25 protein-coding genes are annotated in these 21470 nt (G+C 46.3%); 13 read left to right on the top strand and 12 right to left on the bottom strand.

The window, feature by feature from the left end; genetic code table 11:
• Positions 1-30 precede the first annotated feature (30 nt).
• Both ST37_RS19090 and zapG read right to left on the bottom strand, forming a co-directional pair.
• Positions 31-1401, bottom strand: coding sequence for a Do family serine endopeptidase (locus tag ST37_RS19090; protein ID WP_084889134.1), 1371 nt, complete (start codon positions 1399-1401; stop codon positions 31-33).
• 90 nt (positions 1402-1491) lie between these two features.
• On the bottom strand, positions 1492-1932 hold the full coding sequence (gene zapG / locus ST37_RS19095) for a Z-ring associated protein ZapG (protein WP_084889135.1): 441 nt from the start codon (positions 1930-1932) through the stop codon (positions 1492-1494).
• A gap of 223 nt (positions 1933-2155) precedes the next feature.
• Between zapG and zapE the strand changes: the two genes are divergently transcribed.
• The 8 genes from zapE to sspB all read left to right on the top strand — a co-directional run bounded on the left by zapE (position 2156) and on the right by sspB (position 8541).
• Positions 2156-3262: a cell division protein ZapE gene (gene zapE, locus ST37_RS19100; protein WP_084889136.1), complete on the top strand. Its 1107-nt coding sequence runs from the start codon at positions 2156-2158 to the stop codon at positions 3260-3262.
• A 224-nt stretch (positions 3263-3486) separates the two neighbouring features.
• The gene (gene rplM, locus ST37_RS19105; protein WP_084889137.1) at positions 3487-3915 is read left to right on the top strand and encodes a 50S ribosomal protein L13; all 429 of its coding nucleotides are present in this window, start codon (positions 3487-3489) and stop codon (positions 3913-3915) included.
• Between the two features lie 15 nt (positions 3916-3930).
• The gene (rpsI, locus tag ST37_RS19110; RefSeq protein WP_084889138.1) at positions 3931-4323 is read left to right on the top strand and encodes a 30S ribosomal protein S9; all 393 of its coding nucleotides are present in this window, start codon (positions 3931-3933) and stop codon (positions 4321-4323) included.
• A gap of 392 nt (positions 4324-4715) precedes the next feature.
• Positions 4716-5306, top strand: a complete 591-nt coding sequence (gene petA, locus ST37_RS19115) for a ubiquinol-cytochrome c reductase iron-sulfur subunit (protein WP_084889139.1) — start codon at positions 4716-4718, stop codon at positions 5304-5306.
• Positions 5306-6568: a cytochrome bc complex cytochrome b subunit gene (locus ST37_RS19120; RefSeq protein WP_084889140.1), complete on the top strand. Its 1263-nt coding sequence runs from the start codon at positions 5306-5308 to the stop codon at positions 6566-6568. Before petA ends, ST37_RS19120 begins: the two co-directional genes overlap by 1 nt.
• Positions 6568-7308 carry a cytochrome c1 gene (locus tag ST37_RS19125; protein ID WP_084889141.1) on the top strand — a complete coding sequence of 247 codons (741 nt, stop codon included), beginning with the start codon at positions 6568-6570 and terminating at the stop codon, positions 7306-7308. Before ST37_RS19120 ends, ST37_RS19125 begins: the two co-directional genes overlap by 1 nt.
• Positions 7309-7393: 85 nt before the next feature.
• Positions 7394-8029, top strand: a complete 636-nt coding sequence (gene sspA / locus ST37_RS19130) for a stringent starvation protein SspA (protein ID WP_084889142.1) — start codon at positions 7394-7396, stop codon at positions 8027-8029.
• 14 nt (positions 8030-8043) lie between these two features.
• Positions 8044-8541: a ClpXP protease specificity-enhancing factor gene (gene sspB, locus ST37_RS19135; protein ID WP_084889143.1), complete on the top strand. Its 498-nt coding sequence runs from the start codon at positions 8044-8046 to the stop codon at positions 8539-8541.
• 86 nt (positions 8542-8627) lie between these two features.
• Here sspB and ST37_RS19140 read toward each other — a convergent pair whose 3' ends face one another.
• Genes ST37_RS19140 through ST37_RS19155 form a run of 4 tightly spaced genes read right to left on the bottom strand, consistent with a single transcriptional unit; the run spans position 8628 to position 12024 of the window.
• Positions 8628-9191, bottom strand: a complete 564-nt coding sequence (locus ST37_RS19140) for a BON domain-containing protein (protein WP_084889144.1) — start codon at positions 9189-9191, stop codon at positions 8628-8630.
• 10 nt (positions 9192-9201) lie between these two features.
• Positions 9202-9792, bottom strand: a complete 591-nt coding sequence (locus ST37_RS19145) for an SIS domain-containing protein (RefSeq protein ID WP_084889145.1) — start codon at positions 9790-9792, stop codon at positions 9202-9204.
• A gap of 2 nt (positions 9793-9794) precedes the next feature.
• Positions 9795-10181 (bottom strand): YraN family protein, encoded by a 387-nt coding sequence (locus ST37_RS19150; RefSeq protein WP_242426362.1) that lies wholly within the window; start codon positions 10179-10181, stop codon positions 9795-9797.
• Complete coding sequence (locus tag ST37_RS19155) at positions 10147-12024, bottom strand: penicillin-binding protein activator (protein WP_084889237.1); 1878 nt, start codon at positions 12022-12024, stop codon at positions 10147-10149. The genes ST37_RS19150 and ST37_RS19155 overlap by 35 nt, the downstream gene beginning before the upstream one ends.
• Positions 12025-12085: 61 nt before the next feature.
• Between ST37_RS19155 and rsmI the strand changes: the two genes are divergently transcribed.
• The 5 genes from rsmI to rplS all read left to right on the top strand — a co-directional run bounded on the left by rsmI (position 12086) and on the right by rplS (position 15883).
• Positions 12086-12949, top strand: coding sequence for a 16S rRNA (cytidine(1402)-2'-O)-methyltransferase (gene rsmI, locus ST37_RS19160; RefSeq protein WP_084889147.1), 864 nt, complete (start codon positions 12086-12088; stop codon positions 12947-12949).
• Between the two features lie 963 nt (positions 12950-13912).
• Positions 13913-14161: a 30S ribosomal protein S16 gene (rpsP, locus tag ST37_RS19165; RefSeq protein ID WP_084889148.1), complete on the top strand. Its 249-nt coding sequence runs from the start codon at positions 13913-13915 to the stop codon at positions 14159-14161.
• A 30-nt stretch (positions 14162-14191) separates the two neighbouring features.
• Positions 14192-14722: a ribosome maturation factor RimM gene (gene rimM / locus ST37_RS19170; protein ID WP_084889149.1), complete on the top strand. Its 531-nt coding sequence runs from the start codon at positions 14192-14194 to the stop codon at positions 14720-14722.
• A 20-nt stretch (positions 14723-14742) separates the two neighbouring features.
• Positions 14743-15489 carry a tRNA (guanosine(37)-N1)-methyltransferase TrmD gene (gene trmD, locus ST37_RS19175; RefSeq protein ID WP_084889150.1) on the top strand — a complete coding sequence of 249 codons (747 nt, stop codon included), beginning with the start codon at positions 14743-14745 and terminating at the stop codon, positions 15487-15489.
• Between the two features lie 40 nt (positions 15490-15529).
• Positions 15530-15883, top strand: a complete 354-nt coding sequence (rplS, locus tag ST37_RS19180) for a 50S ribosomal protein L19 (protein ID WP_084889151.1) — start codon at positions 15530-15532, stop codon at positions 15881-15883.
• A gap of 108 nt (positions 15884-15991) precedes the next feature.
• Here the strand turns inward: rplS and yacG are convergent, their stop codons facing one another.
• The 6 genes from yacG to ST37_RS19210 form a co-directional block, all read right to left on the bottom strand.
• Entirely contained in the window at positions 15992-16186 is a 195-nt protein-coding gene (gene yacG / locus ST37_RS19185; RefSeq protein WP_084889152.1) for a DNA gyrase inhibitor YacG, read from the bottom strand.
• 9 nt (positions 16187-16195) lie between these two features.
• Positions 16196-16939 (bottom strand): cell division protein ZapD, encoded by a 744-nt coding sequence (gene zapD, locus ST37_RS19190; RefSeq protein ID WP_084889153.1) that lies wholly within the window; start codon positions 16937-16939, stop codon positions 16196-16198.
• Positions 16940-16957: 18 nt separating this feature from the next.
• The gene (gene coaE, locus ST37_RS19195; protein ID WP_084889154.1) at positions 16958-17578 is read right to left on the bottom strand and encodes a dephospho-CoA kinase; all 621 of its coding nucleotides are present in this window, start codon (positions 17576-17578) and stop codon (positions 16958-16960) included.
• Between the two features lie 2 nt (positions 17579-17580).
• Positions 17581-18450 (bottom strand): A24 family peptidase, encoded by an 870-nt coding sequence (locus ST37_RS19200; protein WP_084889155.1) that lies wholly within the window; start codon positions 18448-18450, stop codon positions 17581-17583.
• Positions 18451-18548: 98 nt separating this feature from the next.
• Positions 18549-19775 (bottom strand): type II secretion system F family protein, encoded by a 1227-nt coding sequence (locus ST37_RS19205; protein ID WP_084889156.1) that lies wholly within the window; start codon positions 19773-19775, stop codon positions 18549-18551.
• Positions 19776-21458, bottom strand: a complete 1683-nt coding sequence (locus ST37_RS19210; protein ID WP_084889157.1) for an ATPase, T2SS/T4P/T4SS family — start codon at positions 21456-21458, stop codon at positions 19776-19778.
• Positions 21459-21470 lie beyond the last annotated feature (12 nt).

Genomic DNA, 21470 nt, shown 5'->3' on the forward strand with positions numbered 1-21470 from the left:
TAAGCCACCCTTGTTCATTAAATGAAGTACTTAGCGTACAACGATATACAAACCGCGTTCACCACGTTGAATATTGAGCGCCAATACGTCTGGCTTCTCTTCCAGCATTTCGCGCAATTGAGCTACGTTATTGACTCGTTGGCGGTTGAGTCCAACGATAATGTCACCTTCGGCCAATCCATAACGTTGAGCCGCAGAGCCTTCTACCACACTAGCGATTTTAACCCCTTCGACGCTGTCGGCTGATGTGGTGTTTGTGAGCTCAGCACCGGCCAACCCTTCATGGAGATTTTCCGCTTTGGTTTTTACATCACTTTGCTCTTGCAAGGTGACATCAAAGGTTTGCTCTTCACCGTCACGAACGATACCAACTTCAACCGTTTTTCCAGCGCCTAATGTGGCTACTTTAGCGCGCAGTTCACTAAAGGTGTTGATGCGCTTACCATTGATAGAAACGATGATATCGCCCGCTTCAATACCTGCAAGCTCGGCTGCACCATCTTCGGTAACTTCGCTGACAAATGCGCCTTTACTGGAGTTGTAGCCAAGTGCTTCAGCAAGCTCAGAAGTGACTTCGCCACCACGTACGCCCAATAGGCCACGTTTTACTTCGCCAAATTCGACAATTTGATCGGTTAGGTTCTTCATCATATTTGATGGAATCGCAAACCCGATACCGACATTCCCGCCATTGGGACCGATGATTGCGGTATTGATACCGATGAGCTCACCATTTAAGTTGACTAGAGCACCACCAGAGTTACCACTATTTATGGCGGCATCGGTTTGAATAAAGTTTTCTAAGTTTTCCATATTGAGGCCGCTTCGGCCAAGCGCGGAAATAATGCCGGATGTCGCGGTTTGTCCTAATCCAAATGGATTACCTATGGCAACGGTAAAGTCACCAACTCTGAGGTTGTCGGAATCAGCTAGTTCGATCTGGGTTAAGTTGGTGGCTTTTTCTTCCAGCTTAAGCAGAGCAACGTCAGACATTTGGTCTCCACCAATAAGCTCGGCGTCGTATTCGCGGCCATCTTTTAGCTGAACAGTGATACTGTCGGCGCCATTAATAACATGGTAGTTGGTGACTATATGACGATTTTTTGCATCAATGATCACACCGGACCCCAATCCTCTAAACGGTCGCTCTTGGACTTGGTTACCAGGAAAGTCATCCCCGAAGAAATAACGAAAAGCGTCGGGAATGCGCTGCTGAGAGACTTGCGTACCTTCAACCGCAATGCTAACGACAGCTGGAGTAATATTTTCTAGCATTGGCGCTAGGCTGGGAAGTTGCTCACCATTAACACTCAGTGGTAATGCGGCAGTAGCGTGAATAGGGGTAAGAACTGAACTCAAGCTTAAGGCTAATGTTGATAAGACTAACATCGGTTTTTTCATCGATTTAACTCCTCATTGTTCCTGTGAAGAGTATGACAAAAAAATCGAGCTTGAGTTCCTAATTTTTTATTTTCTTTTTGTTTTCAGCAGTTAAGCAGGCTTAGCAACGTTAGGAGAGTCGACGATCACTTTTTCTTCGCTCTTTAGCATACCTGTTGCACCATTCGCGTAATCTTTAGGTTGTCCCTCGATATCTGCGGCAGGTTCACTCTCAACATGGTTGTCGGTAACATCCAGTTTTTTGACAAACGGGTTATCTTGCTCGGGTATGTTTGGCAGCATCTCTGACGATGATTTTGCCATGTGCTGATAAAGATTAGAATACTGTTTACCCATCTCCTCAAGCAGCTCGGCACTGCGAGCGAAATGATCGGTAAGGTCTTGTTTTTGCTGTTCTAGTTCGTATTTTGACGTATCTAACGCCTTTTGAAGGTCTTTTTGCTTGCTGTATTGAGGCGCCGTCATACGAGTGGCTACGACACCTACAATCAGCCCAACGACCAAACCTACTACCCCAAAAATCCAAGGCATATTGACTCCTTAATTATTGTTTTTGTTACAGCTTTGTCACGCTCTGATTACATATCACCAGACTCCATGTTACTATGAGTTGGTCACTCAATAAAGCCGACTAAGCGAGAATTGACATCAGTTTTTCTTTGTTTTAGTTCTTCAATATCGCCTAAAAGTTCAGTGCGGTTTGCGATGTGCCTCTACTCTTTACCTTAATCCAAGACTTAGAAATATTTGCACTATGACTCCATTACAACGATATCAACACGACCTTGAACATAATGGTTATCAATCCGATAGCGTTCAAATGCACGCAGTCACCAAACTGGATGCGCTCTATCATCAACTCGCTGATTACCAGTCATTTAAGCCTGTTGCTGTGACCAAATGGAAAAAATGGCTAGGAATACAGCAACAGGCGCTACCTTCGACACCTAGAGGGCTCTATTTTTGGGGTGGAGTAGGGCGCGGTAAAACCTACATTATGGATACGTTTTTTGACACCTTACCCAGCGAGCGTAAGTTGCGTCTCCATTTCCACCGTTTTATGCATCGAGTCCATGATGAGCTGAAAACACTGTCAGATGTGAGCGATCCTTTACTGATAGTGGCAGACAGGCTGAAGCAGGAAACGGACATTTTATGCTTTGATGAGTTTTTCGTCTCAGACATTACAGACGCCATGATTCTCGGTACGCTGATTGAAGCGCTATTTGAGCGAGGCGTCATATTGGTTGCGACCTCCAACATTCCGCCTCACGATTTATACCGAAACGGGCTACAGCGCGCCCGTTTTTTACCGGCTATTGCGCAAATTGAAGCTCACTGTGAAGTGTTGAATGTGGATGGTGGGGTAGACTATAGACTTCGCACCCTCACCCAAGCAGAAATCTATCATTCTCCTCTTGATGCTCAAGCGACGGAAAACTTGCTCAATTACCGCCAGCAATTAACGGGTGAGCCCAGTTTGTCGTCAACAAGCATTGAAATTAACCATCGCTGGGTTGAGGTTGAAGCTGAATGCAAAGGGCTTCTTCATGCCACATTTGCACAGCTTTGTGAAAGTGCGCGCAGTCACAATGACTATATAGAGATGTCGCGGCTGTATCACACTGTGTTGTTGGCCAATGTTCGTCAGATGTCGTCGAGCAACGATGATGCCGCAAGGCGTTTTATTGCGTTGGTGGATGAATTTTACGAACGTAAGGTAAAGCTTATTATTTCGGCAGAAGTCGAGATGGATCTGCTCTATACACATGGGCAATTAGAGTTTGAGTTTAAACGCTGTATTTCTCGCCTTACTGAAATGCAAAGCGAAGAGTACCTCGCCTTAGAGCACTTGGCTTGAGCCGATTATTATAGCAACTTAAAAAATCATAGCTTACGCCAAAAAAAAGATGATTTTTTCTGCGACTTGGGTATAATCCTGCGACCCACCGTTACTGCGGCAATACTATTTTTCGAAATAGTGCCGAGAGTGCCAACCACTCGAAGGGGTGATGACTGGGCTCTTAGACAGTGGGAGCAAATGCTCCTTTTAGTTTAATTTTTAATTAACGGGTTATTATTAGCATGAAAACTTTCGTTGCTAAACCAGAAACTGTAAAACGCGACTGGTACGTTGTAGACGCTGAAGGTAAAACTCTTGGCCGTCTAGCAAGTGAAATTGCATCTCGCCTACGTGGCAAGCATAAAGCAGAATACACTCCACACGTTGACACTGGTGATTACATCATCGTTATCAACGCGGAAAAAGTTACTGTAACTGGTAACAAAGCTGCTGCGAAGACTTACTACCGTCACACTGAATTCCCAGGTGGCCTTAAGTCAATCACTTTTGACAAGCTGATCGACCGTAAACCAGAAATGGTTATCGAACTAGCGGTTAAAGGTATGCTACCACGTGGTCCTCTAGGCCGCGCTATGTACCGTAAGCTGAAAGTTTACGCGGGAACTGAGCACAACCATGTTGCTCAACAACCTCAAGTACTAGACATTTAATCGGGGACTATGAAAATGGCTGAGAATCAATACTACGGCACTGGCCGTCGCAAAAGCTCAACTGCTCGTGTTTTCATCAAACCAGGCAGTGGCAACATCGTAATCAACAAGCGTGGTCTTGATGAGTACTTTGGTCGTCCAACAGCACGTATGGTTGTTAAACAACCTCTTGAGCTTGTTGAAATGACTGAAAACCTAGACCTTTACATCACCGTTTCTGGTGGTGGTACTACAGGTCAAGCTGGCGCAATTCGTCACGGTATCACTCGTGCTCTTATGGAGCTAGATGAGTCTCTACGTCCTGCACTACGTGCAGCTGGCTACGTTACTCGTGATGCTCGTAAAGTTGAGCGTAAGAAAGTGGGTCTACGTAAAGCACGTCGTCGTCCACAATTCTCAAAGCGTTAATTTCTATTTCAGAAATTACGTTCTCTTGCAGAATATCTGGTCAAAAGCTCGGCATTATTGCCGAGCTTTTTTATTTCTGCAATTTGCTAATGCAAGAGCACACCTCACACTCCCGCCGATTCTGGTGCTATTTTAACAGTTTTGTGACGATAGCGATGATACCTCTCACAATTGTTATAAAAAGGTAGCTTTATCTTGTCAAAAAGTAGGGTTTTATTTATCATTTCGCGATAAATAAAAGCACTGTACTTGAGGCACGTTCAAAGCCATTTTTTTCGGTCATTCAAGTACAAATAAACATAGCCATGCTCTCTTAGGGATGAGACGTCGCAATTCAGGGGTTATTTTATCTGAATTCGGAGGTCCTAAAGGGCAAATGGGAGATAAGTTGGATGAGCAATGCGCCATTAAATAGCGGTCGTCGTAAGTTCTTAACCGCCACTACAGCAGTAGTGGGCGGGGTTGGAGCGGTCGGTGTCGCTGTACCTTTCATTAAATCTTGGAATCCGAGTGCCCGAGCCAAGTCAGCGGGTGCACCGGTCGAAGTGGATATCAGCAAGCTTGAAGAAGGTCAGATGCAACGTGTTATCTGGCGTGGACAACCTGTATGGGTGGTTCGTCGTACTCAAGCAACTCTTGATCAGTTAGCCCAAATTGACGGTCAATTGCGTGATCCTGCGTCAGCAGAAGAGCAGCAGCCGGGTTATGCGCAAAATGCGCACCGTTCACTTAAGCCAGAAATTTTTGTGGCGGTTGGACTTTGTACCCACTTAGGCTGTTCGCCAACCCACTTGCCAGATACATTCGGCGAGCACGTTTCTGGAATTAAAGCGGGTTTCTTCTGCCCATGCCACGGCTCAAAGTTTGATATGGCAGGTCGAGTATTCCAAGGGGTGCCAGCGCCGCTGAACTTGGTGGTTCCACCGCATATGTATCTGGACGATAACCGTATCCTAGTTGGACAGGATGAGGGAGCAGCATAATGGACGCTTTGCTTAACTGGATCGAAAAACGCATTCCAATGATGAATGCGTACAACAAACACATGGCGGAGTACCCGCAGCCGAAGAACTCTAACTTTTGGTACATTTTTGGCGCGCTCGCCATGATTGTGCTCATCAACCAAATTGTTACTGGTATTTTCCTTACCATGAGTTACGAACCATCCGGTGATGGTGCGTTTGCTTCTGTTGAATACATCATGCGTGATGTGGAATACGGTTGGTTACTGCGTTATATGCACTCAACCGGTGCGTCGTTCTTCTTTATCGTTGTCTATCTTCACATGTACCGTGGACTTATCTACGGTTCATACCAAAAACCGCGTGAGTTAGTGTGGCTGTTTGGTATGTTGCTGCTGGTGGTACTGATGGCCGAAGCCTTTATGGGTTACTTACTGCCTTGGGGACAAATGTCTTACTGGGGTGCGCAGGTAATCATAGGGCTGTTTGGTGCGATACCGTTTATTGGTGACGACCTAACGCTCTGGATCCGTGGGGACTATGTTATTTCTGGTGCAACACTGAACCGCTTCTTCGCGCTTCACGTTATTGCGCTACCGATTGTACTCATCTTGCTGGTTGCCTTGCACGTACTAGCGCTTCACGAAGTGGGCTCAAACAACCCTGACGGTATCGAAACTAAGTTACCCAAAGGCACTATGGGCGATGATTACGAGCCAGAGTTTAAGTTCCACAAAGACTTCACTAAGAAGTACGACATTATTGACTCAATGCCGTTCCATCCCTACGGTACATTGAAAGATTTGTTCTATGCAGGTCTGTTCTTTATCGCGTTCGCCTTAGTCATGTTCTATGCCCCTGAGATGGGAGGCTATTTCCTAGAGCCGCCTAACTTTGAAGTGGCAAACCCACTGAAGACCCCTGAGCACATTGCACCAGTTTGGTATTTCTCACCTAACTACTCCATTTTGCGTGCCATCCCAGATAAGCTTATTGGCTTTGTCTTCTTCGGTGCGTCTATTGTTGTGTTGTTCTTCTTACCGTGGCTTGACCGTAGCAACGTTCGCTCGTTCCGCTACCGCAGCAAGATCCACTACATTAACCTAGTACAATTCATTATTAGTTTTGTCGCGTTAGGTGTATTGGGTACATTGCCTGCAACTGAACTGTACACACTATTGGCTCGTGTATTTACTATCGGCTACTTCATGTTCTTCGTGCTGCTGTTTATCTACAGTAAAAACGAGAAAACCAAAGAACTACCAACGAGGATCACTAAATAATGAAGAAGTTAATGACATTAGTATTCGCTCTGTTGCCATCGTTGGTGTTTGCCGCTGGAGGATCGTCTGTTCCTCTAGATAACCCAAATAACGACATTCGCGATAAAGCGTCATTGCAAAACGGTGCTAAGTTGTTCATGAACTACTGTTTTGGCTGTCACGCAACGCAATATCAACGCTATGAGCGCGTTGCGACCGATTTGGGCATTCCATCAGAGCTGATGAAAGAAAACTTAATGTTTGATCCTGAGCTTAACATCGGTGAGCTAATGACCAATCCAATGAAAGCAGAAGACGGTGCTAAATGGTTTGGTACTGCGCCACCGGATTTGACTTTGGTTGCACGTGTACGTGGTACTGATTGGCTATATACATACCTTCGTACATTTTATGCAGACCCATCTCGTCCATTTGGTGTCAATAACATCGTTTTCCCAAATGTGGGTATGCCACATGTATTGGAAGAGCTTCAGGGTGTGCCACAACCTGTCTGGGGCAAAACTGTCGTTGGTGGTGAAGAAGTGGATACCGTGGTTGGCGTGCAAACAGATGGTACTGGTGAGCTAAGCACGTCTGAGTACGACGCGGCAATGCGCGACCTTGTGAACTTCTTACAGTACGCTGCTGATCCGGTACAGGTAGAGCGTGAGCAACTGGGGATTTGGGTGCTGCTTTTCCTAGTCATTTTCACAGCAGTCGCATTCTTGCTGTATAAAGAGTATTGGCGTGATATTCACTAGATGTGATATCATTAGGCGCTAATTATAAATCAGTGGAGGCAATTGGCCTCCACTGTTGTTTTTGTACTGTATACCGGAGGGCTCAATGGCTGTAGCTGCCAATAAACGATCTGTGATGACTCTATTCTCAAGCGCAACTGAGATGGAAAGTCATCAAGTACGCATCGTACTTGCAGAAAAAGGGGTGAGTGTAGAAGTTGAGTTAGTTGAAGAAGGTTCTCTTCCCACTGAACTCATCGAGCTGAACCCTTATAAGTCAGTTCCAACTCTAGTGGATCGTGAGCTTGCTTTGTACGACTCAAAGATCATCATGGAGTATCTCGATGAGCGTTTTCCACATCCACCATTGATGCCGGTTTACCCTGTTGCCCGTGGTAACAGCCGTTTGATGATGTACCGTATCGAACGTAACTGGTATAGCCTAGCTGAAAAAGTCGTCAACGCGTCTGGTGAAGAAGCACAGAAAGCCCGTGAAAAACTGAAAAACGATTTGCTCACTCTTGCCCCACTGTTCGCGGAATACGAATACTTCATGAGCGAAGAGTTTAGCCTTATCGATTGCTACCTAGCGCCGCTACTATGGCGTTTGCCTCAACTTGGCATCGAGCTGACAGGTCCAGGTTCAAAAGAGCTAAAAATTTACATGAACCGTGTATTCGAACGTGATTCATTCCTTGCTTCGCTCACAGAAGCTGAACGTGAAATGCGCTTGGTTCGATAACGAACATGGATAATATGACTCCTCGTCGTCCTTATTTGGTACGCGCTTTTTATGAGTGGCTACTGGATAATGAGTTGACTCCACATCTGATGGTCGATGCGAACATGAGTGGTGTTCGCGTTCCTCTTGAGTTTGTTCAAGACGGACAAATTATCTTGAATGTGGCGCCGCGTGCGGTGGGTAATATTGAGATCAGCAATGAAGTGATCACTTTTCAAGCTCGTTTTAGTGGCAAGCCTCATTCGGTGATTGTCCCTATGTATGCGGTGCTTGCGATTTATGCGCGTGAAAATGGTGCTGGGACAATGTTTGAGCCTGAAGAGGCGTACGATAATCTCGACCAACCAAGTAACGATGAGCCGAAAATTAGTGTTGAAAAGCCAAGTTTGTCTGCTGTAACACAGCCGCAACCAGAAGCACCGACAGTAATCCATAGAGCAGATGATGGGGATGACGATCCAACTCCAGAACCGCCTAAAAAGAGCAAGCCGTCTCTACGTGTGATCAAGTAGTACTACTCATTGAGTGCACTCAAAGTATAGAATCAAAAAAAGCAGCGAAAGCTGCTTTTTTTATGCGTAGACGCTAGCGAATAAGATCATTCCGATAGGTTAAACGCTCTCACGACTTGTTTCACGTCTTGTACATTACGTGCAATGTTGGTCGCAAGATCCGCTTTGGCTGGTGAAATATACCCTAATAAAAACACTTCCCCATCTTCAGTGATCACCTTGATGTTATTGCCTTTTAGTAACGGCTCTTCGGCGAAAGCCGTTTTCACTTTTGCGGTAATCCAACCATCTTTACTTTGTTCGGGGAACGCTAGCGGGGGCTTGATCCTAATTTGGTTGTGCACCAAGGTGACGTTGGCTATTTCACTGACCTTCTGTTCTAGACCTTGGCTTAACGTGTCATTGCTTGCCTGACCAAACAGCACCACTCTTCCATTGTATGCGGTCGCGTTGACACGCACTTCACCTTTGAATGGCGCTTTGTTATTCCATGAAGCGGCTTCAAACTCTATGGTGCTGTCTACCCACTTCTGTTTCGTTGTCCGAGGATCTTGCCCATCGACATCTTGAGGCTGTGTATTTACACATCCACCGAGAAGTAACAGGCTACATAGTACGAGTGAGATACGAGTGAATAACGTTGTTTGCATTGTCCTACCTTTAGTCGGCATGTGGAGGGAAAAGCACTTGATCAATCAGGTCACAAAGACAGTGAAGAGTAACCAATTGAACCTCGTGAATTCGAACTGTGCGATGAGATGGGATACGGATTTCCACGTCGTGTTCACCCAGTAGACCTGCCATTTCACCACCATCTTTACCGGTGAGCGCAATGATCGTCATATCGCGAGTCACTGCAGCTTCCATCGCTTTTAAGATACTGCGGCTATTACCACTGGTTGAGATCGCCAGCAAGATATCGCCCGTCTGACCAAATGCGCGAACTTGTTTTGAAAAGACTTCATCGTAATCATAATCGTTGGCGACAGCGGTTAGCGTTGTTGGATCTTGCGACAACATCAATGCTGGTAGACTTGGACGTTCAGTTTCAAATCGATTGAGTAGGCAAGATACGAATTGCTGTGCGATGGCATTTGAACCTCCGTTCCCACAACATAATATTTTGTTACCTTTCAATAGTGTGGCGACCAGCGCTTGTGACGCGTGGGTGATCGCGTCAGGAAGCGCCTCAGCTGCGGCGATTTGAATCTGAATACTTTCAGTAAACGTTTCTTTAATACTGTCTAGCATGATTATCCTTCATAGAATGCGCTTTTTATCCACTCAGGATGGGGTTGATCGGCGTGTATCGCAACGACGTCAAATCTTACGTCAGTAGTGTGAGGCGATAGACGCTTAGACAGCAACCAATGCTGAGCGGTTTTAATAATTTTTCGTTGTTTATTGCGAGTGACCATTTCTTGCGGTAACCCATAATGTGTTGATGTTCGGTATTTGACTTCGATAAACACGTAGGTGTCTTTATCTTGCATGATGATATCCAGCTCACCACATTTAGCGTGGTAGTTTTTATCAATGCAACGCAAGCCTTGTGACGTTAAATAGTCACAGGCCTGCGATTCGTACGACTCGCCGAGACGTCGGTTATTCATTGTCGACGAATGTTTCGGGTAGCTCATCAGCCACCTCGTCAGCCTGAGTTTGCTCGTCTTCAGCACTAAACTCGGCCCAACTAAGTTGTCTATCGACAACGCAGCTTTCGTCAATGGATAGTACACCGGTTTGACCTTTGTATTCGAACTCAGGGTCAAGCTTCATATTCGGCAATGCATGCGTCAGTGAATAGGCATCCATTCCTAAAGCAAACAGTCGCTTTTGAGCGTGACTTGATTTTTCCCAAATGAACTCATACTGCTCTTTCACTGTTGGATCCGGGGCAGCTAGAAATGGAATGTCACTGTAAATAACGCCAGTAAGATCGAGGGTTGCATTATTGCCACCAGAATTACTGTATGAGCTGGCAAAAACCGCAGGTGCCTGTGCTTCTGGGTTTATCGCTACATCAATAAAAGGTTTTATCAGATTTAAATCGCTGTCTTTGGCGACGATATAGACGGCATCTATGTCTCGACGACTTCGTGCTTCACCTTCAAGTGTAGTATCAAAAAGTGCGCTAAGTTGAGCAATTCTAGCCTCGCTATTTCGAATGTCGAACGCGGTATTAATCACGTACTGCAGTTCACGTTGATTTTTAAAGTACACATCGTCGGATACCGTGTTAGAAATAGTCTGCCATTGGGTGTCAAAGGCCGCTTGCATACGTTTGCCGTAGCTATTGTTTGGTGCAACAAGCAGCGGGAATCGATACCCTAAATCAAACAGGTGTTGCGCTGCTTCTGCGGCTTCTTGTTCAGGTGATAATGTAATGTAGCAAAGAGATTGGTCTTGCATAATCTCATCTGGGAAGTTTAGTGCAAGCATTGGGATTGGAGTAATTCTGGCTTGTTGCGAAACCTGCAATTCTTCAATGGTGTTTTTTTGTAGAGGGCCAACAATAAAATCAGAGTTGTTATTGGCAAGCTCTTGCTCTAACTGTTCGATGGATTTCCCATCTGTGTCAATTACACTAAAACGCAGAGTTTCGTCACGCTCTTTATCATTGAACAGCGCAAATAAAAATCCATCACGAATGACGCTTGCTTGTTTGGCGTATTTTCCACTCAGTGGGAGCAGCAAGGCTGTATTACTTGCAGTGACAATATCCATCGCCAAGACTTCTTTAATAGCGTTTGGCGTGTAAAAGGCGGCTGGGTGATCGAAGTTTTCGTTTAAGAAAAGCTCGTAGCGGCGTTTTTGGTTGGCAAAATCGTTCGGGTACTGCTGGGCGATCGTCGCGAGATCAATCCACCCTTGAAGGTCTAGATTTTGTGTGTCGAATGCAGCGAGTTCATCTGCCGAGTATGTGTTGAGTCGTGACCAGACGGTGTCAGAGAACGGTTGACGCTGCTCTTGAGTCAGGTAAGAAAATCCTGAAACCAACTCTTCTAACCCTGAAAGTGGATCAAATAGAGCAAAATAGATCTCTGAACGGGTTTGGTGGTACCTAGCCCAAGTCGAATCTTCAAGTATCCAGTTAGGTAAGAAGTTCAACTGTCGAATTGCGTCGCTTGGTTGCTCTTTGGCCAACAACAAATCAGCTCGACTCAATTGCCATAGTGCCTGCTGTTGCGCAGACATTTCTGATTGCGCCAATCTACGCATAATGCGATCGGATAGCTCCAAGTCACCTTCATTGATAGCAGCATCAAAGGCGATCAGTAGCCAGTCTACTTGCTCACTGCCACTGCTTCTATCCGCTTGCAGAAGGTAGTAAGCCGAATCCTGATTCTCGGCGACTTGTTGGTTGACGCGAGTCTCAGTTGGCTGGTCGGGAGTACTGCCACACGCTACTAAAAATAGAGAAAGAGCGATAGGTGAGAGTACGCGTGATACACTGTGTCGATTGAGTCGTTTTTCGGCCATGTTAAACTGCTGAATTAGTTGCAATACCCTCTATATTAATCCCTTGAGTGATGGTAAACAAATGACAGATAACATTTTGCACCCTGCAGAGGTCTCAACTCTCTATATTGTGCCTACTCCAATAGGCAATTTGGGCGATATTACCCAGCGCAGCATCGACATATTATCGAGCGTAGACGTGATTGCAGCTGAGGATACAAGGCATACGGGGAAATTACTGTCGCACTTAGGTGTGCAAACAAAAACTTTTGCACTGCATGATCATAATGAGCAGCAAAAAGCCGCTTATTTAATCGAAAGATTGCAAAATGGTGAGTCCATAGCCTTAGTTTCGGATGCGGGAACACCTCTTATTAGTGATCCTGGCTATCATCTGGTGACTCAATGTCGTGATGCTGGGGTCAAGGTTGTTCCTTTACCTGGCGCCTGCGCTGTCACTACCGCGTTGTGTGCATCAGGACTTCCTTCTGACCGCTTTAGCTTTGAAGGTTTTTTGCCCGCGAAGAGCAAAGGGCGTAAAGATAAGCTCAAAGAAGTTGAGCAGATGCCACACACGACCATCTTTTATGAATCTCCTCATCGTATCATTGATTCATTAAAGGATATGTTGGAGGTATTAGGCCCCGATAGAGAAGTGGTGATGGCTCGTGAACTAACTAAAACCTTTGAAACCTTCAAGAAGCTGCCACTCGGTGAGCTTATAGAATGGGTTGCTGCCGACAGCAACCAGCAGCGAGGTGAAATGGTGCTATTGGTTCATGGTTACCGCGCAACGACCACTGAAGAGATGTCTCCAGAGGTCATCCGTACCTTGACGGCCATAGCAAATGAGTTACCTCTTAAAAAGGCCGCCGCAATTACAGCGGAACTGTTTAGCCTGAAAAAAAATGCGCTTTATAAGTGGGGATTGGAGAATTTGGAGTAGCCAAGGAAGAGCAGGGCGCTTCGCTTCGAGAGGCGAGGACGCTGCGCTGCGAGAGGCGAGGACGCTGCGCTGCGAGGCGCGGGCATCAATACCGGCCCAATCTCGCGTCAGCGAGCATTGGCCCGGTAGTGGCCCACGGAGGTCTGACTGCATTTTTTCACCAATGGGAAAGAGCAGGGCGCTGCGCTTCGAGGGGCGAGGGCGCTTCGCTGCGAGGCGCGAGCATCAATACCGGCCCAATCTCGCGTCAGCGAGCATTGTACCGGTATTGATGCCCACGGAGGTCTAACTGCATTTTTTCACCAATGGGAAAGAGCAGGGCGCTGCGCTTCGAGGGGCGAGGACGCTTCGCTGCGAGGCGCGGGCATCAATACCGGCCCAATCTCGCGTCAGCGAGCATTGTCCCGGTAGTGGCCCACGGAGGTCTGACTGCATTTTTTCACCAATGGGAAAGAGCAGGGCGCTGCGCTTCGAGGGGCGAGGACGCTTCGCTGCGAGGCGCGGGCATCAATACCGGCCCAATCTCGCGTCAGCGAGCATTGTACCGGTAGTGGCCCACGGAGGTTTAACTGCATTTCCTCACCAATGGGAAAGAGCTGGGCGCTTCGCTTCGAGGAGCGAGGACGCTTCGCTGCGAGGCGCGAGCATCACTACCGGCCCAATCTCGCGTCAGCGAGCATTGTACCGGTAGTGATCCACGAAGGCCTGATTGCTTTTCCTCGTCCCTCGCTTCTCGCCCCTCGCGCCCTTCTCCAAGAGTTTTCAAACTGTTACCTAGCTCACACAATGGTTTTCCTACTGAGACTGGTTAAAAAGTGCCTAAACCCCTTGCAAAGAAACGTAATAAGAGTAAAATTCCGAGGCTTTATTTTGGCACGAGACCCCAGACTTCCGTTTTGAGTTACTCAAGACGGCGCAGTTATTGGGGTTAATTTTATTTTTGAGAAAGCAAAGAGGAACGACATGGTTACCATTCGTTTGGCACGTCACGGCGCTAAGAAGCGTCCATTTTACCAAATCGTAGTGGCTGATAGCCGCAATGCGGCTACTGGCCGTTTCATCGAAAAAGTAGGTTTTTTCAACCCTACTGCTAAAGGTCAAGAAGAAGGCTTGCGCCTAGACCTAGACCGTGTAAACCACTGGGTTTCACAAGGTGCTAGCGTTTCTGACCGCGTAGCTAAGCTAGTTAAAGACGCTTCTAAAGCGGCTTAATTGGCCATTTTCGGTGTATAAGGATTAAACATGAGTGAACAAAACGAAGCAATTATTGTAGGCAAGTTTGGTGCTACCTACGGTATTCGTGGTTGGCTTAAGGTTCATTCCTTCACAGAAAATCCTGAAAGTATTTTTGAGTATAGCCCTTGGTTAGTTAACCAAAATGGCAACTGGGTTGAACACAAAGTAGAGAGCTGGAAGCGTCATAACAAAGGTTATGTGTGTAAGCTTGAAGGCCTAGATGTACGTGAAAGCGCGCATTTGATGGTCAACTTTGAAATCAGCGTTAATCCAGCCGCTTTACCAGAGCTGTCAGAAGATGAGTTCTACTGGCGTGAATTGTTTGGCATGAAAGTAGTGACCACAAAAGGTTACGACTTAGGGGAGGTCACTGACATCCTCGAGACAGGTTCAAACGATGTTTTGGTAGTCAAAGCGAACTTAAAAGATGCTTTTGGACAAAAGGAACGCTTAATTCCGTTCCTTGAAGAGCAAGTGATCATTAATGTTGATCGCGAAGCTCAACGGATCGAAGTTGACTGGGATCCTGGATTCTAACTTACTCATCGGAGGCGAACATGTGGATTGGGGTGATTAGCCTGTTTCCTGAAATGTTCAAAGCCGTTACCGATTACGGAGTAACTGGTCAAGCGGTAAAAAAAGGGGTGTTGTCTATCAACACGTGGAATCCTCGAGATTTTACGCACGATAAACATCGCACTGTCGACGACAGACCCTACGGGGGCGGCCCTGGCATGTTAATGATGGTTCAGCCTTTGCGCGACGCTATCACAACAGCTAAAGAGCACGCACCTGGTAAGACGAAAGTCATCTACCTGTCACCTCAAGGTCGCAAGCTCGACCAACAAGGTGTCGAAGAGCTGTCTACGAGTGAGAACTTAGTTCTGATTTGCGGACGCTACGAAGGGATAGATGAGCGTATTATCGAATCAATGGTAGACGAAGAATGGTCTATCGGCGATTTTGTAATGACGGGTGGCGAACTGCCAGCCATGACGTTAATTGATTCAGTCGCTCGGTTTGTACCGGGAGTACTTGGGGATATGGCGTCAGCAGAAGAAGACTCTTTTGCCAATGGCTTGCTAGATTGTCCACACTACACGCGCCCTGAAGTGTTAGACGACAAAGAAGTGCCTTCGGTACTCAAGTCGGGTAACCACAAGGACATTCGTCGCTGGCGACTAAAACAGTCGTTAGGCCGGACTTGGCTAAGAAGACCAGAGATGCTGGAAAACCTAGCTCTGACTGACGAACAGGAAAAATTGCTTGTCGAGTTCATTGGTGAACACGAAAACAACAAGTAATTAATATATTTAGATTCAGTTTATTCTAGGGTATAGAAACATGAGTAATATCATTAACGCTCTTGAGCAAGAGCAGCTTAAAACAGATCTTCCTAAATTCGCACCAGGTGACACTGTTGTGGTTCAGGTTAAAGTAAAAGAAGGTGACCGTGAGCGTCTACAGGCATTCGAAGGCGTTGTAATCGCTATTCGTAACCGTGGTCTTCACTCAGCATTTACCGTTCGTAAAATCTCTAACGGTGAAGGTGTTGAGCGTTCGTTCCAAACTCACTCTCCAATGGTTGATAGCATCGAAGTTAAACGCCGTGGTGCAGTACGTCGTGCCAAGTTGTACTACCTACGTGAGCGTTCTGGTAAGTCAGCTCGTATTAAAGAGAAACTTGCTAAGAAGTAATGCACAACCTGCATTCTCTCAGTATGAAAACGGAGCCTTGAGGCTCCGTTTTTTTTTGCTTCAAATTTTGGGGTCTACGGATCTTTCGTGGTTAAATTGGCTTGGACCCTAATACTCGTCTTCAGACCATCCATCACTGTCGGACATATCCGGCGCACCTGGGATGCTGTTTTCTTCTTCAGCCCATTCACCAAAATCGATCAGTTGGCACTGCTTAGAGCAAAATGGTCGATAGGTGCTTTTCTCGCTCCACACAACAGGTGTTTTGCATTGAGGGCAAGGTACGGTGGTAACTTTGTTCATAATGGTACTCTATTGACAGACCGCCAAGTCAAACTCAACGTCTTGACTACTGGCTTGTCCGTTTTCAAAATTGACAAATTTTATGGCGAAACGATTTTTATGGCCCGATATGGTGGGTAATACACCATAGTTCATGGGAATATTTAATCGTAGGATATTGGCTTCTTCGGCATCGCTTTGGAAGAAACCGTTGCGCGCAATTTGAGGGTGATAGACACCTGTTTCTCGCGTTAGTTTAAGCCATTGGTTAAGAGCGGCATTCAAAGCGCTTACACTTTCAATCCAGCGCTGAGCATCTTGTTGCCTGCGTTCAATAGGAAGGTGTAACCAATAATGAAGGCTTGGCAGATCAAAACAGCAGCTGCCACCAGGCAAACTAAACCGCTGTCTAACCACGCTTAAAAATCGGTCTTCTTTTAGGGACACGCCAAACCGCTCTGAACTCATGAGTCCCCGGTGAACAGCATCGAGATCGCTAAGAACCGATTGCAGCATCTGTTGATTGACGCCATCGACATTGAGCCAATTGCGGTAACTGATGCGTTGTTTTTCTAGGTCTTTAGCAAGTTCAGCCTTTAGCTGTATCTGTTCAAAAATATCCAACAGATCAAACATTGAACGAAACAGCACTTGATAGTGCTGAGGGTCAGCAAAATCTGAGCAGTGATTTATTTGGCGCAATAGCGCTTCGACACGTAAATAGATACGTGTTTTTTCATTGAGAGGATGCTCAAATTTGTGAATGGTGCTCATGCCGTGCGTCCTTACCCGTTAGTCCTTGTATTTTGAACGATTTTTAGTGCTAATGGCTAGATACTTTTGGTGTAAATCTGTGACTTGTGCAAGCAGTTCATGATTTGCTTGATCATTATCAATCACATCGTCCGCAATTGCTAGACGTTCCGCACGAGAAGCTTGCGAAGCAATGATGGATTTCACTTGCGAGCTTGCCACTCCATCGCGTTTTTGAGTCCGTGCAATTTGGGTCTCTTCAGTCACATCCACCACCAAAACTCTGTCGCAAAGCTCGGTAAGTTGGTTTTCGACCAATAGCGGCACAACTAAAAGGCAGTAATCTTCTTTTACCTGCTGAATTTGCTGCAGCATCTGTTTGCGAATAAGTGGGTGCAGTAGGTTGTTTAGCCACTGTTTTTGTTCTGGGTGACTAAAAATACGCTCTCTGAGGGCTGCGCGGTTTAACACACCATCCACGACAATGTCGTCTCCAAAGTGCGTTTGTATAGCCGCAAGGCCCGGCGTGCCGGGTTCAACCACTTCTCTGGCGATGATGTCTGCATCAATAATGGGGACACCAAAGGCGTCGTGAAAACAGTTGGCAACCGTCGTTTTGCCGCTTGCGATCCCACCGGTGAGGCCAATAACATAGCTCATAGTTACATTCCTAAAAATCGAGACAAGTACCAAGTCACAATCTGCTCACCAAACATGACATAGGCCCACCCAGCGATGGCAAGGTAAGGCCCAAATGGGAACGCTTTATCAATGCCTTGTTGCTTCAGTCGCAATTGTATTACACCAAAAATTAACCCCACAAATGATGACATCAGTACAATTAGAGGTAGAGCCTGCCAACCCAACCAGGCACCCAGCGCGGCGAGCAGCTTAAAATCTCCGTAACCCATGCCTTCTTTTTTGGTCATGATTTTGAACATCCAGTACAAGCTCCATAGCGACATATACCCAAGTACCGCGCCAATAACAGAGCTGTTCAGGTCAACCGGAGAGTGACCAAGTAATGCTAATACTATGCCCGCCCACATGAGTGGTAGGGTAAGGCTATCTGGCAGCAGCATGGTATCTAGGTCGATGAACGTTGCAGCTATTAACACCCAAGTAAATACCACTAGAGCCATGCCAAATGGCGTCATGCCAAATTTAAGAGCAATGGCGGTACTCAGTACTGCAGTTAGCAGTTCCACCATGGGATAACGCACCTTGATGCTGGCTTTACAATGGTGACACTTGCCACGCAAAACGATCCAGCTCAGCACGGGGATATTGTCTATTGCGCGAATTTGGGTGTTGCAATGTGGGCAGGTCGAACGTGGAGTACTGAGGTCATATTCGCCCTCTGGAGCAGGGATATTATACTTTGTAAACGCTTCAGAGAAATCGAGTTGCCATTGTCTTTCCATCATAATAGGAAGCCTGTGGATCACAACATTCAGAAAACTGCCTACGATCAGGCCAAGCACTGCAATGACTGCAGGATAAAGCCAAGGGTAAGAGTAAAAAAGTTCCATTCTGTCTCTCATGATCACGAAGAGATTGAATTATCCCTGCTTACTCCCCCAAGGTGCAACCTAAATGCCTAAGTTTGTAAGAAAAATGACGATTTGTATCATCCCAGGTGATTCATAAGCTCGAAAATGGGTAGGTACATTGCAATCACCAGGCTTCCTACTATGCTGCCGAGGATGACAATCATAAGCGGCTCAATAAGTTGGCTTAGGTGGTCGACCTTGCTATCAATACTTTGTGTGAGTTGTTCGCTTCCGTGGGTTAACATCTTTTCTAACTGACCGCTTTGCTCACCAATAGAGAGTAATTGCTGCCGCGTAAGATCAAACAGCTCGCTGTCGTGCAGTGACTGTGACAAGGTGTTTCCGGACTCAAGTAACGAGCCGGTGTGGGTGATCTTTTGTTTTATGTAGTCGTTGGTGCACGAGGTTTTGGCACAGGCTAGGCAGTGTAGCAACGGCATACCTGCCGCTAGAGTGATGGCCAATGTTTGGCAGATGCGACACCAAGCCAACTGTTTGAGGGTATCCCCTACAAGTGGAATGGCTAGAGCGTACTTGTGCATGAGATAACGACCTAGAGCGTTGCGTTGGTATATCCAACTAAGCGAGCCAAACAGCGACAGCAGTACTAGGGCTAATGTCAGCGAGTGTGCTTGTAGCCAATGAGATAGAGCTAAAACATGCTGTGTAAATGAGGGAAGGCTGCCTCCTAAGCTGATAAACATCAGCTCAAATTCTGGGATCACTTGTGTGAGCATTAAATAGCAAACAATCATGGCGACAACGGTAACAAGGGCTGGGTAGATCAGCATTTTAGTTACTCGCTTTTTGAGGCGCTGACTTTTTTGTTGTAACGTCGCGAGGTCGTTGAAACACCCTGCTAAATCTCCGTGAGCTTCGGCAATTTTAACTAAGTTGGCGTAAAAGCCGTCAAACTTTTTGTCTGCCATGCGCAGACTGTCAGACAGTGAAATCCCGGAAGTTATAGCCAGCAAAACTTTACACAGCACTCTTTGTTGTGCAGGGTTCGAACTTCCTTTACGCATAATATTGAGTGATTGTTCAAGAGATATTGAGCTTGCTAGTAGAGTGGCCAGTTGGGTGGAAAATTCATTGAGTTGTTTAGTGGTAAAGGTCGATTGAAAAACGCTGGGTTGATAGACGCGGCTTTTTACACGCATCGGAGTTAGCCCCATATGGCTAAACTGATGTTGCGCGTCTGCCATCGACAGCGCATAAAAACGTCCAGTACGAACCTGTCGTTTTGCATCTCTCGCGCGATAATAGATACAAAAAATGGTGGGATGGAATGAGTCGATAAGCATTTAGTACTCACTGACAATGCGTTTGAGCTCGGAGTAACTCGTTAGACCTTTCGCTATTAATTCAAGCCCGCTGCTCATTAAAGTGCTAATACAGGCCTGTTCAATCACAGCCTCGCCAGGCAGTAAATGCTGAGTAGAGAGGAGTTCTCGTTTTATCGATGCATCGACCAGTAAGAACTCAAAAATAGCGATACGACCTTTGTAGCCCAAGTGGCAGTGAGAACACCCCATTGGGTTCGCCTGAAACAAAGTCGTGGCGTCAGCATCGGCATGATTTAGTATTTCTCTCATCTGTTGATTCATAACCTGAGGTTGTTTGCACTCAGTACAGAGTAATCGCAGCAGTCTTTGGGCAATGATCACACTCAATGACGCGGCGAGGTTATAGGGTTTGATTCCTAAATTGACAAGCCTAGTGATGGTTTCCAAAGCTGAGTTAGTATGTAAGGTCGACAACAGTAAGTGGCCAGTTTGTGAGGCCTTAATGGCTGCCAAAGCGGTATCATTATCACGAATTTCTCCGATCATAATCACGTCGGGGTCTTGGCGTAAAAAGGCTCGTAAAGCTTGATGGTAGTCTAGCCCAACCCCAGAATGCAGCTGCAATTGGTTGATCCCATCAAGTTGCATTTCTATTGGATCTTCGGCGGTTGAAATATTGCGATGAGACTGATTTAAGAACCGCAAAGCAGCATAAAGAGTTTGTGTTTTACCACTTCCGGTTGGCCCAGTGATTAGGATCATACCTTGCGGCTTAGTGAGCGCGTCTTTCAATACTTGAACTTGCTGAACATTTAGCCCCAATTGCGTTAATTGCAAAGGGGTTTGAGTTTGTGTACTGCGCAAGACGACTTTCTCACCCCAGAGTGTTGGCAGGGTAGAAACTCGGTACTCGGCGTTAACTTTCTCTGCCAACTCAATGGCAATACGGCCATCTTGCGGCACTCGCTGCTGAGCTATGTCTAAGTTTGCCATGATTTTTAGACGACTGATTAATCGCGCTGTGATTGTTTGCGCAGGGTTTGGCACATCGCGCAGCATGCCATCGACTCGGTAGCGGATCCGAAATCGAGACTGATAAGGCTCAAAATGTATGTCTGAACAGCCTTGCTGATGAGCATCGAGTAGTAAGTGAGTGATGTATTGACTAACAGGTGACTGATCGTCTCTATTGGTAAGTTGAGCATGAGAGGTCATTGGTTTTTGTGTTGCCGTTAAGCCTACAGAGTCCAACGACACGTTTAATGGCCGTTCAAAGGCTGTTTGATAGCACTGAGCCAAAGACTTGAGGGTGCATACCCCAACCTGGACAGGTTGTTGAAGCGCAAACTGATAATTTTGTTCAATCTCTTTGAGCGTAGGGTCAACGGCAGCGATACAGATATTACCGTTTTTATACAATATCGGTATCGCAAGGTGCTCCAAACAGAGATCGGCCAGTTCGCACCATTGAGTGAACTGTTTACGATCAACTAAGCTCAGCTCGACCGTCGGGTAGCTTAAGCGATCCGCTATCAAATGGCACAAATTGTCATCCGAGATGTCTGCCACTTTTAACAGCTCACAATGCCTTTGGTGGGGCGAACGTTGGCTTTGATTGCTTTGACGTTCATAGCGCTGCAAACCTTCCGCGGATAGATAACCTTCGCTATGTAGCAATAACGGGAGTTGAGAGTAAGTCATTGTCGATTTAAC

Source organism: Vibrio sp. qd031, assembly GCF_002100145.1.
Classification (GTDB): domain Bacteria; phylum Pseudomonadota; class Gammaproteobacteria; order Enterobacterales; family Vibrionaceae; genus Vibrio.

Coding starts and splice junctions, on each gene's coding strand:
- ST37_RS19090 (WP_084889134.1), bottom strand. CDS start 1,401: ATGAAAAAACCGATGTTAGTCTTATCAACATTAGCCTTAAGCTTGAGT.
- zapG (WP_084889135.1), bottom strand. CDS start 1,932: ATGCCTTGGATTTTTGGGGTAGTAGGTTTGGTCGTTGGGCTGATTGTA.
- zapE (WP_084889136.1), top strand. CDS start 2,156: ATGACTCCATTACAACGATATCAACACGACCTTGAACATAATGGTTAT.
- rplM (WP_084889137.1), top strand. CDS start 3,487: ATGAAAACTTTCGTTGCTAAACCAGAAACTGTAAAACGCGACTGGTAC.
- rpsI (WP_084889138.1), top strand. CDS start 3,931: ATGGCTGAGAATCAATACTACGGCACTGGCCGTCGCAAAAGCTCAACT.
- petA (WP_084889139.1), top strand. CDS start 4,716: ATGAGCAATGCGCCATTAAATAGCGGTCGTCGTAAGTTCTTAACCGCC.
- ST37_RS19120 (WP_084889140.1), top strand. CDS start 5,306: ATGGACGCTTTGCTTAACTGGATCGAAAAACGCATTCCAATGATGAAT.
- ST37_RS19125 (WP_084889141.1), top strand. CDS start 6,568: ATGAAGAAGTTAATGACATTAGTATTCGCTCTGTTGCCATCGTTGGTG.
- sspA (WP_084889142.1), top strand. CDS start 7,394: ATGGCTGTAGCTGCCAATAAACGATCTGTGATGACTCTATTCTCAAGC.
- sspB (WP_084889143.1), top strand. CDS start 8,044: ATGACTCCTCGTCGTCCTTATTTGGTACGCGCTTTTTATGAGTGGCTA.
- ST37_RS19140 (WP_084889144.1), bottom strand. CDS start 9,191: ATGCAAACAACGTTATTCACTCGTATCTCACTCGTACTATGTAGCCTG.
- ST37_RS19145 (WP_084889145.1), bottom strand. CDS start 9,792: ATGCTAGACAGTATTAAAGAAACGTTTACTGAAAGTATTCAGATTCAA.
- ST37_RS19150 (WP_242426362.1), bottom strand. CDS start 10,181: ATGAGCTACCCGAAACATTCGTCGACAATGAATAACCGACGTCTCGGC.
- ST37_RS19155 (WP_084889237.1), bottom strand. CDS start 12,024: ATGGCCGAAAAACGACTCAATCGACACAGTGTATCACGCGTACTCTCA.
- rsmI (WP_084889147.1), top strand. CDS start 12,086: ATGACAGATAACATTTTGCACCCTGCAGAGGTCTCAACTCTCTATATT.
- rpsP (WP_084889148.1), top strand. CDS start 13,913: ATGGTTACCATTCGTTTGGCACGTCACGGCGCTAAGAAGCGTCCATTT.
- rimM (WP_084889149.1), top strand. CDS start 14,192: ATGAGTGAACAAAACGAAGCAATTATTGTAGGCAAGTTTGGTGCTACC.
- trmD (WP_084889150.1), top strand. CDS start 14,743: ATGTGGATTGGGGTGATTAGCCTGTTTCCTGAAATGTTCAAAGCCGTT.
- rplS (WP_084889151.1), top strand. CDS start 15,530: ATGAGTAATATCATTAACGCTCTTGAGCAAGAGCAGCTTAAAACAGAT.
- yacG (WP_084889152.1), bottom strand. CDS start 16,186: ATGAACAAAGTTACCACCGTACCTTGCCCTCAATGCAAAACACCTGTT.
- zapD (WP_084889153.1), bottom strand. CDS start 16,939: ATGAGCACCATTCACAAATTTGAGCATCCTCTCAATGAAAAAACACGT.
- coaE (WP_084889154.1), bottom strand. CDS start 17,578: ATGAGCTATGTTATTGGCCTCACCGGTGGGATCGCAAGCGGCAAAACG.
- ST37_RS19200 (WP_084889155.1), bottom strand. CDS start 18,450: ATGGAACTTTTTTACTCTTACCCTTGGCTTTATCCTGCAGTCATTGCA.
- ST37_RS19205 (WP_084889156.1), bottom strand. CDS start 19,775: ATGCTTATCGACTCATTCCATCCCACCATTTTTTGTATCTATTATCGC.
- ST37_RS19210 (WP_084889157.1), bottom strand. CDS start 21,458: ATGACTTACTCTCAACTCCCGTTATTGCTACATAGCGAAGGTTATCTA.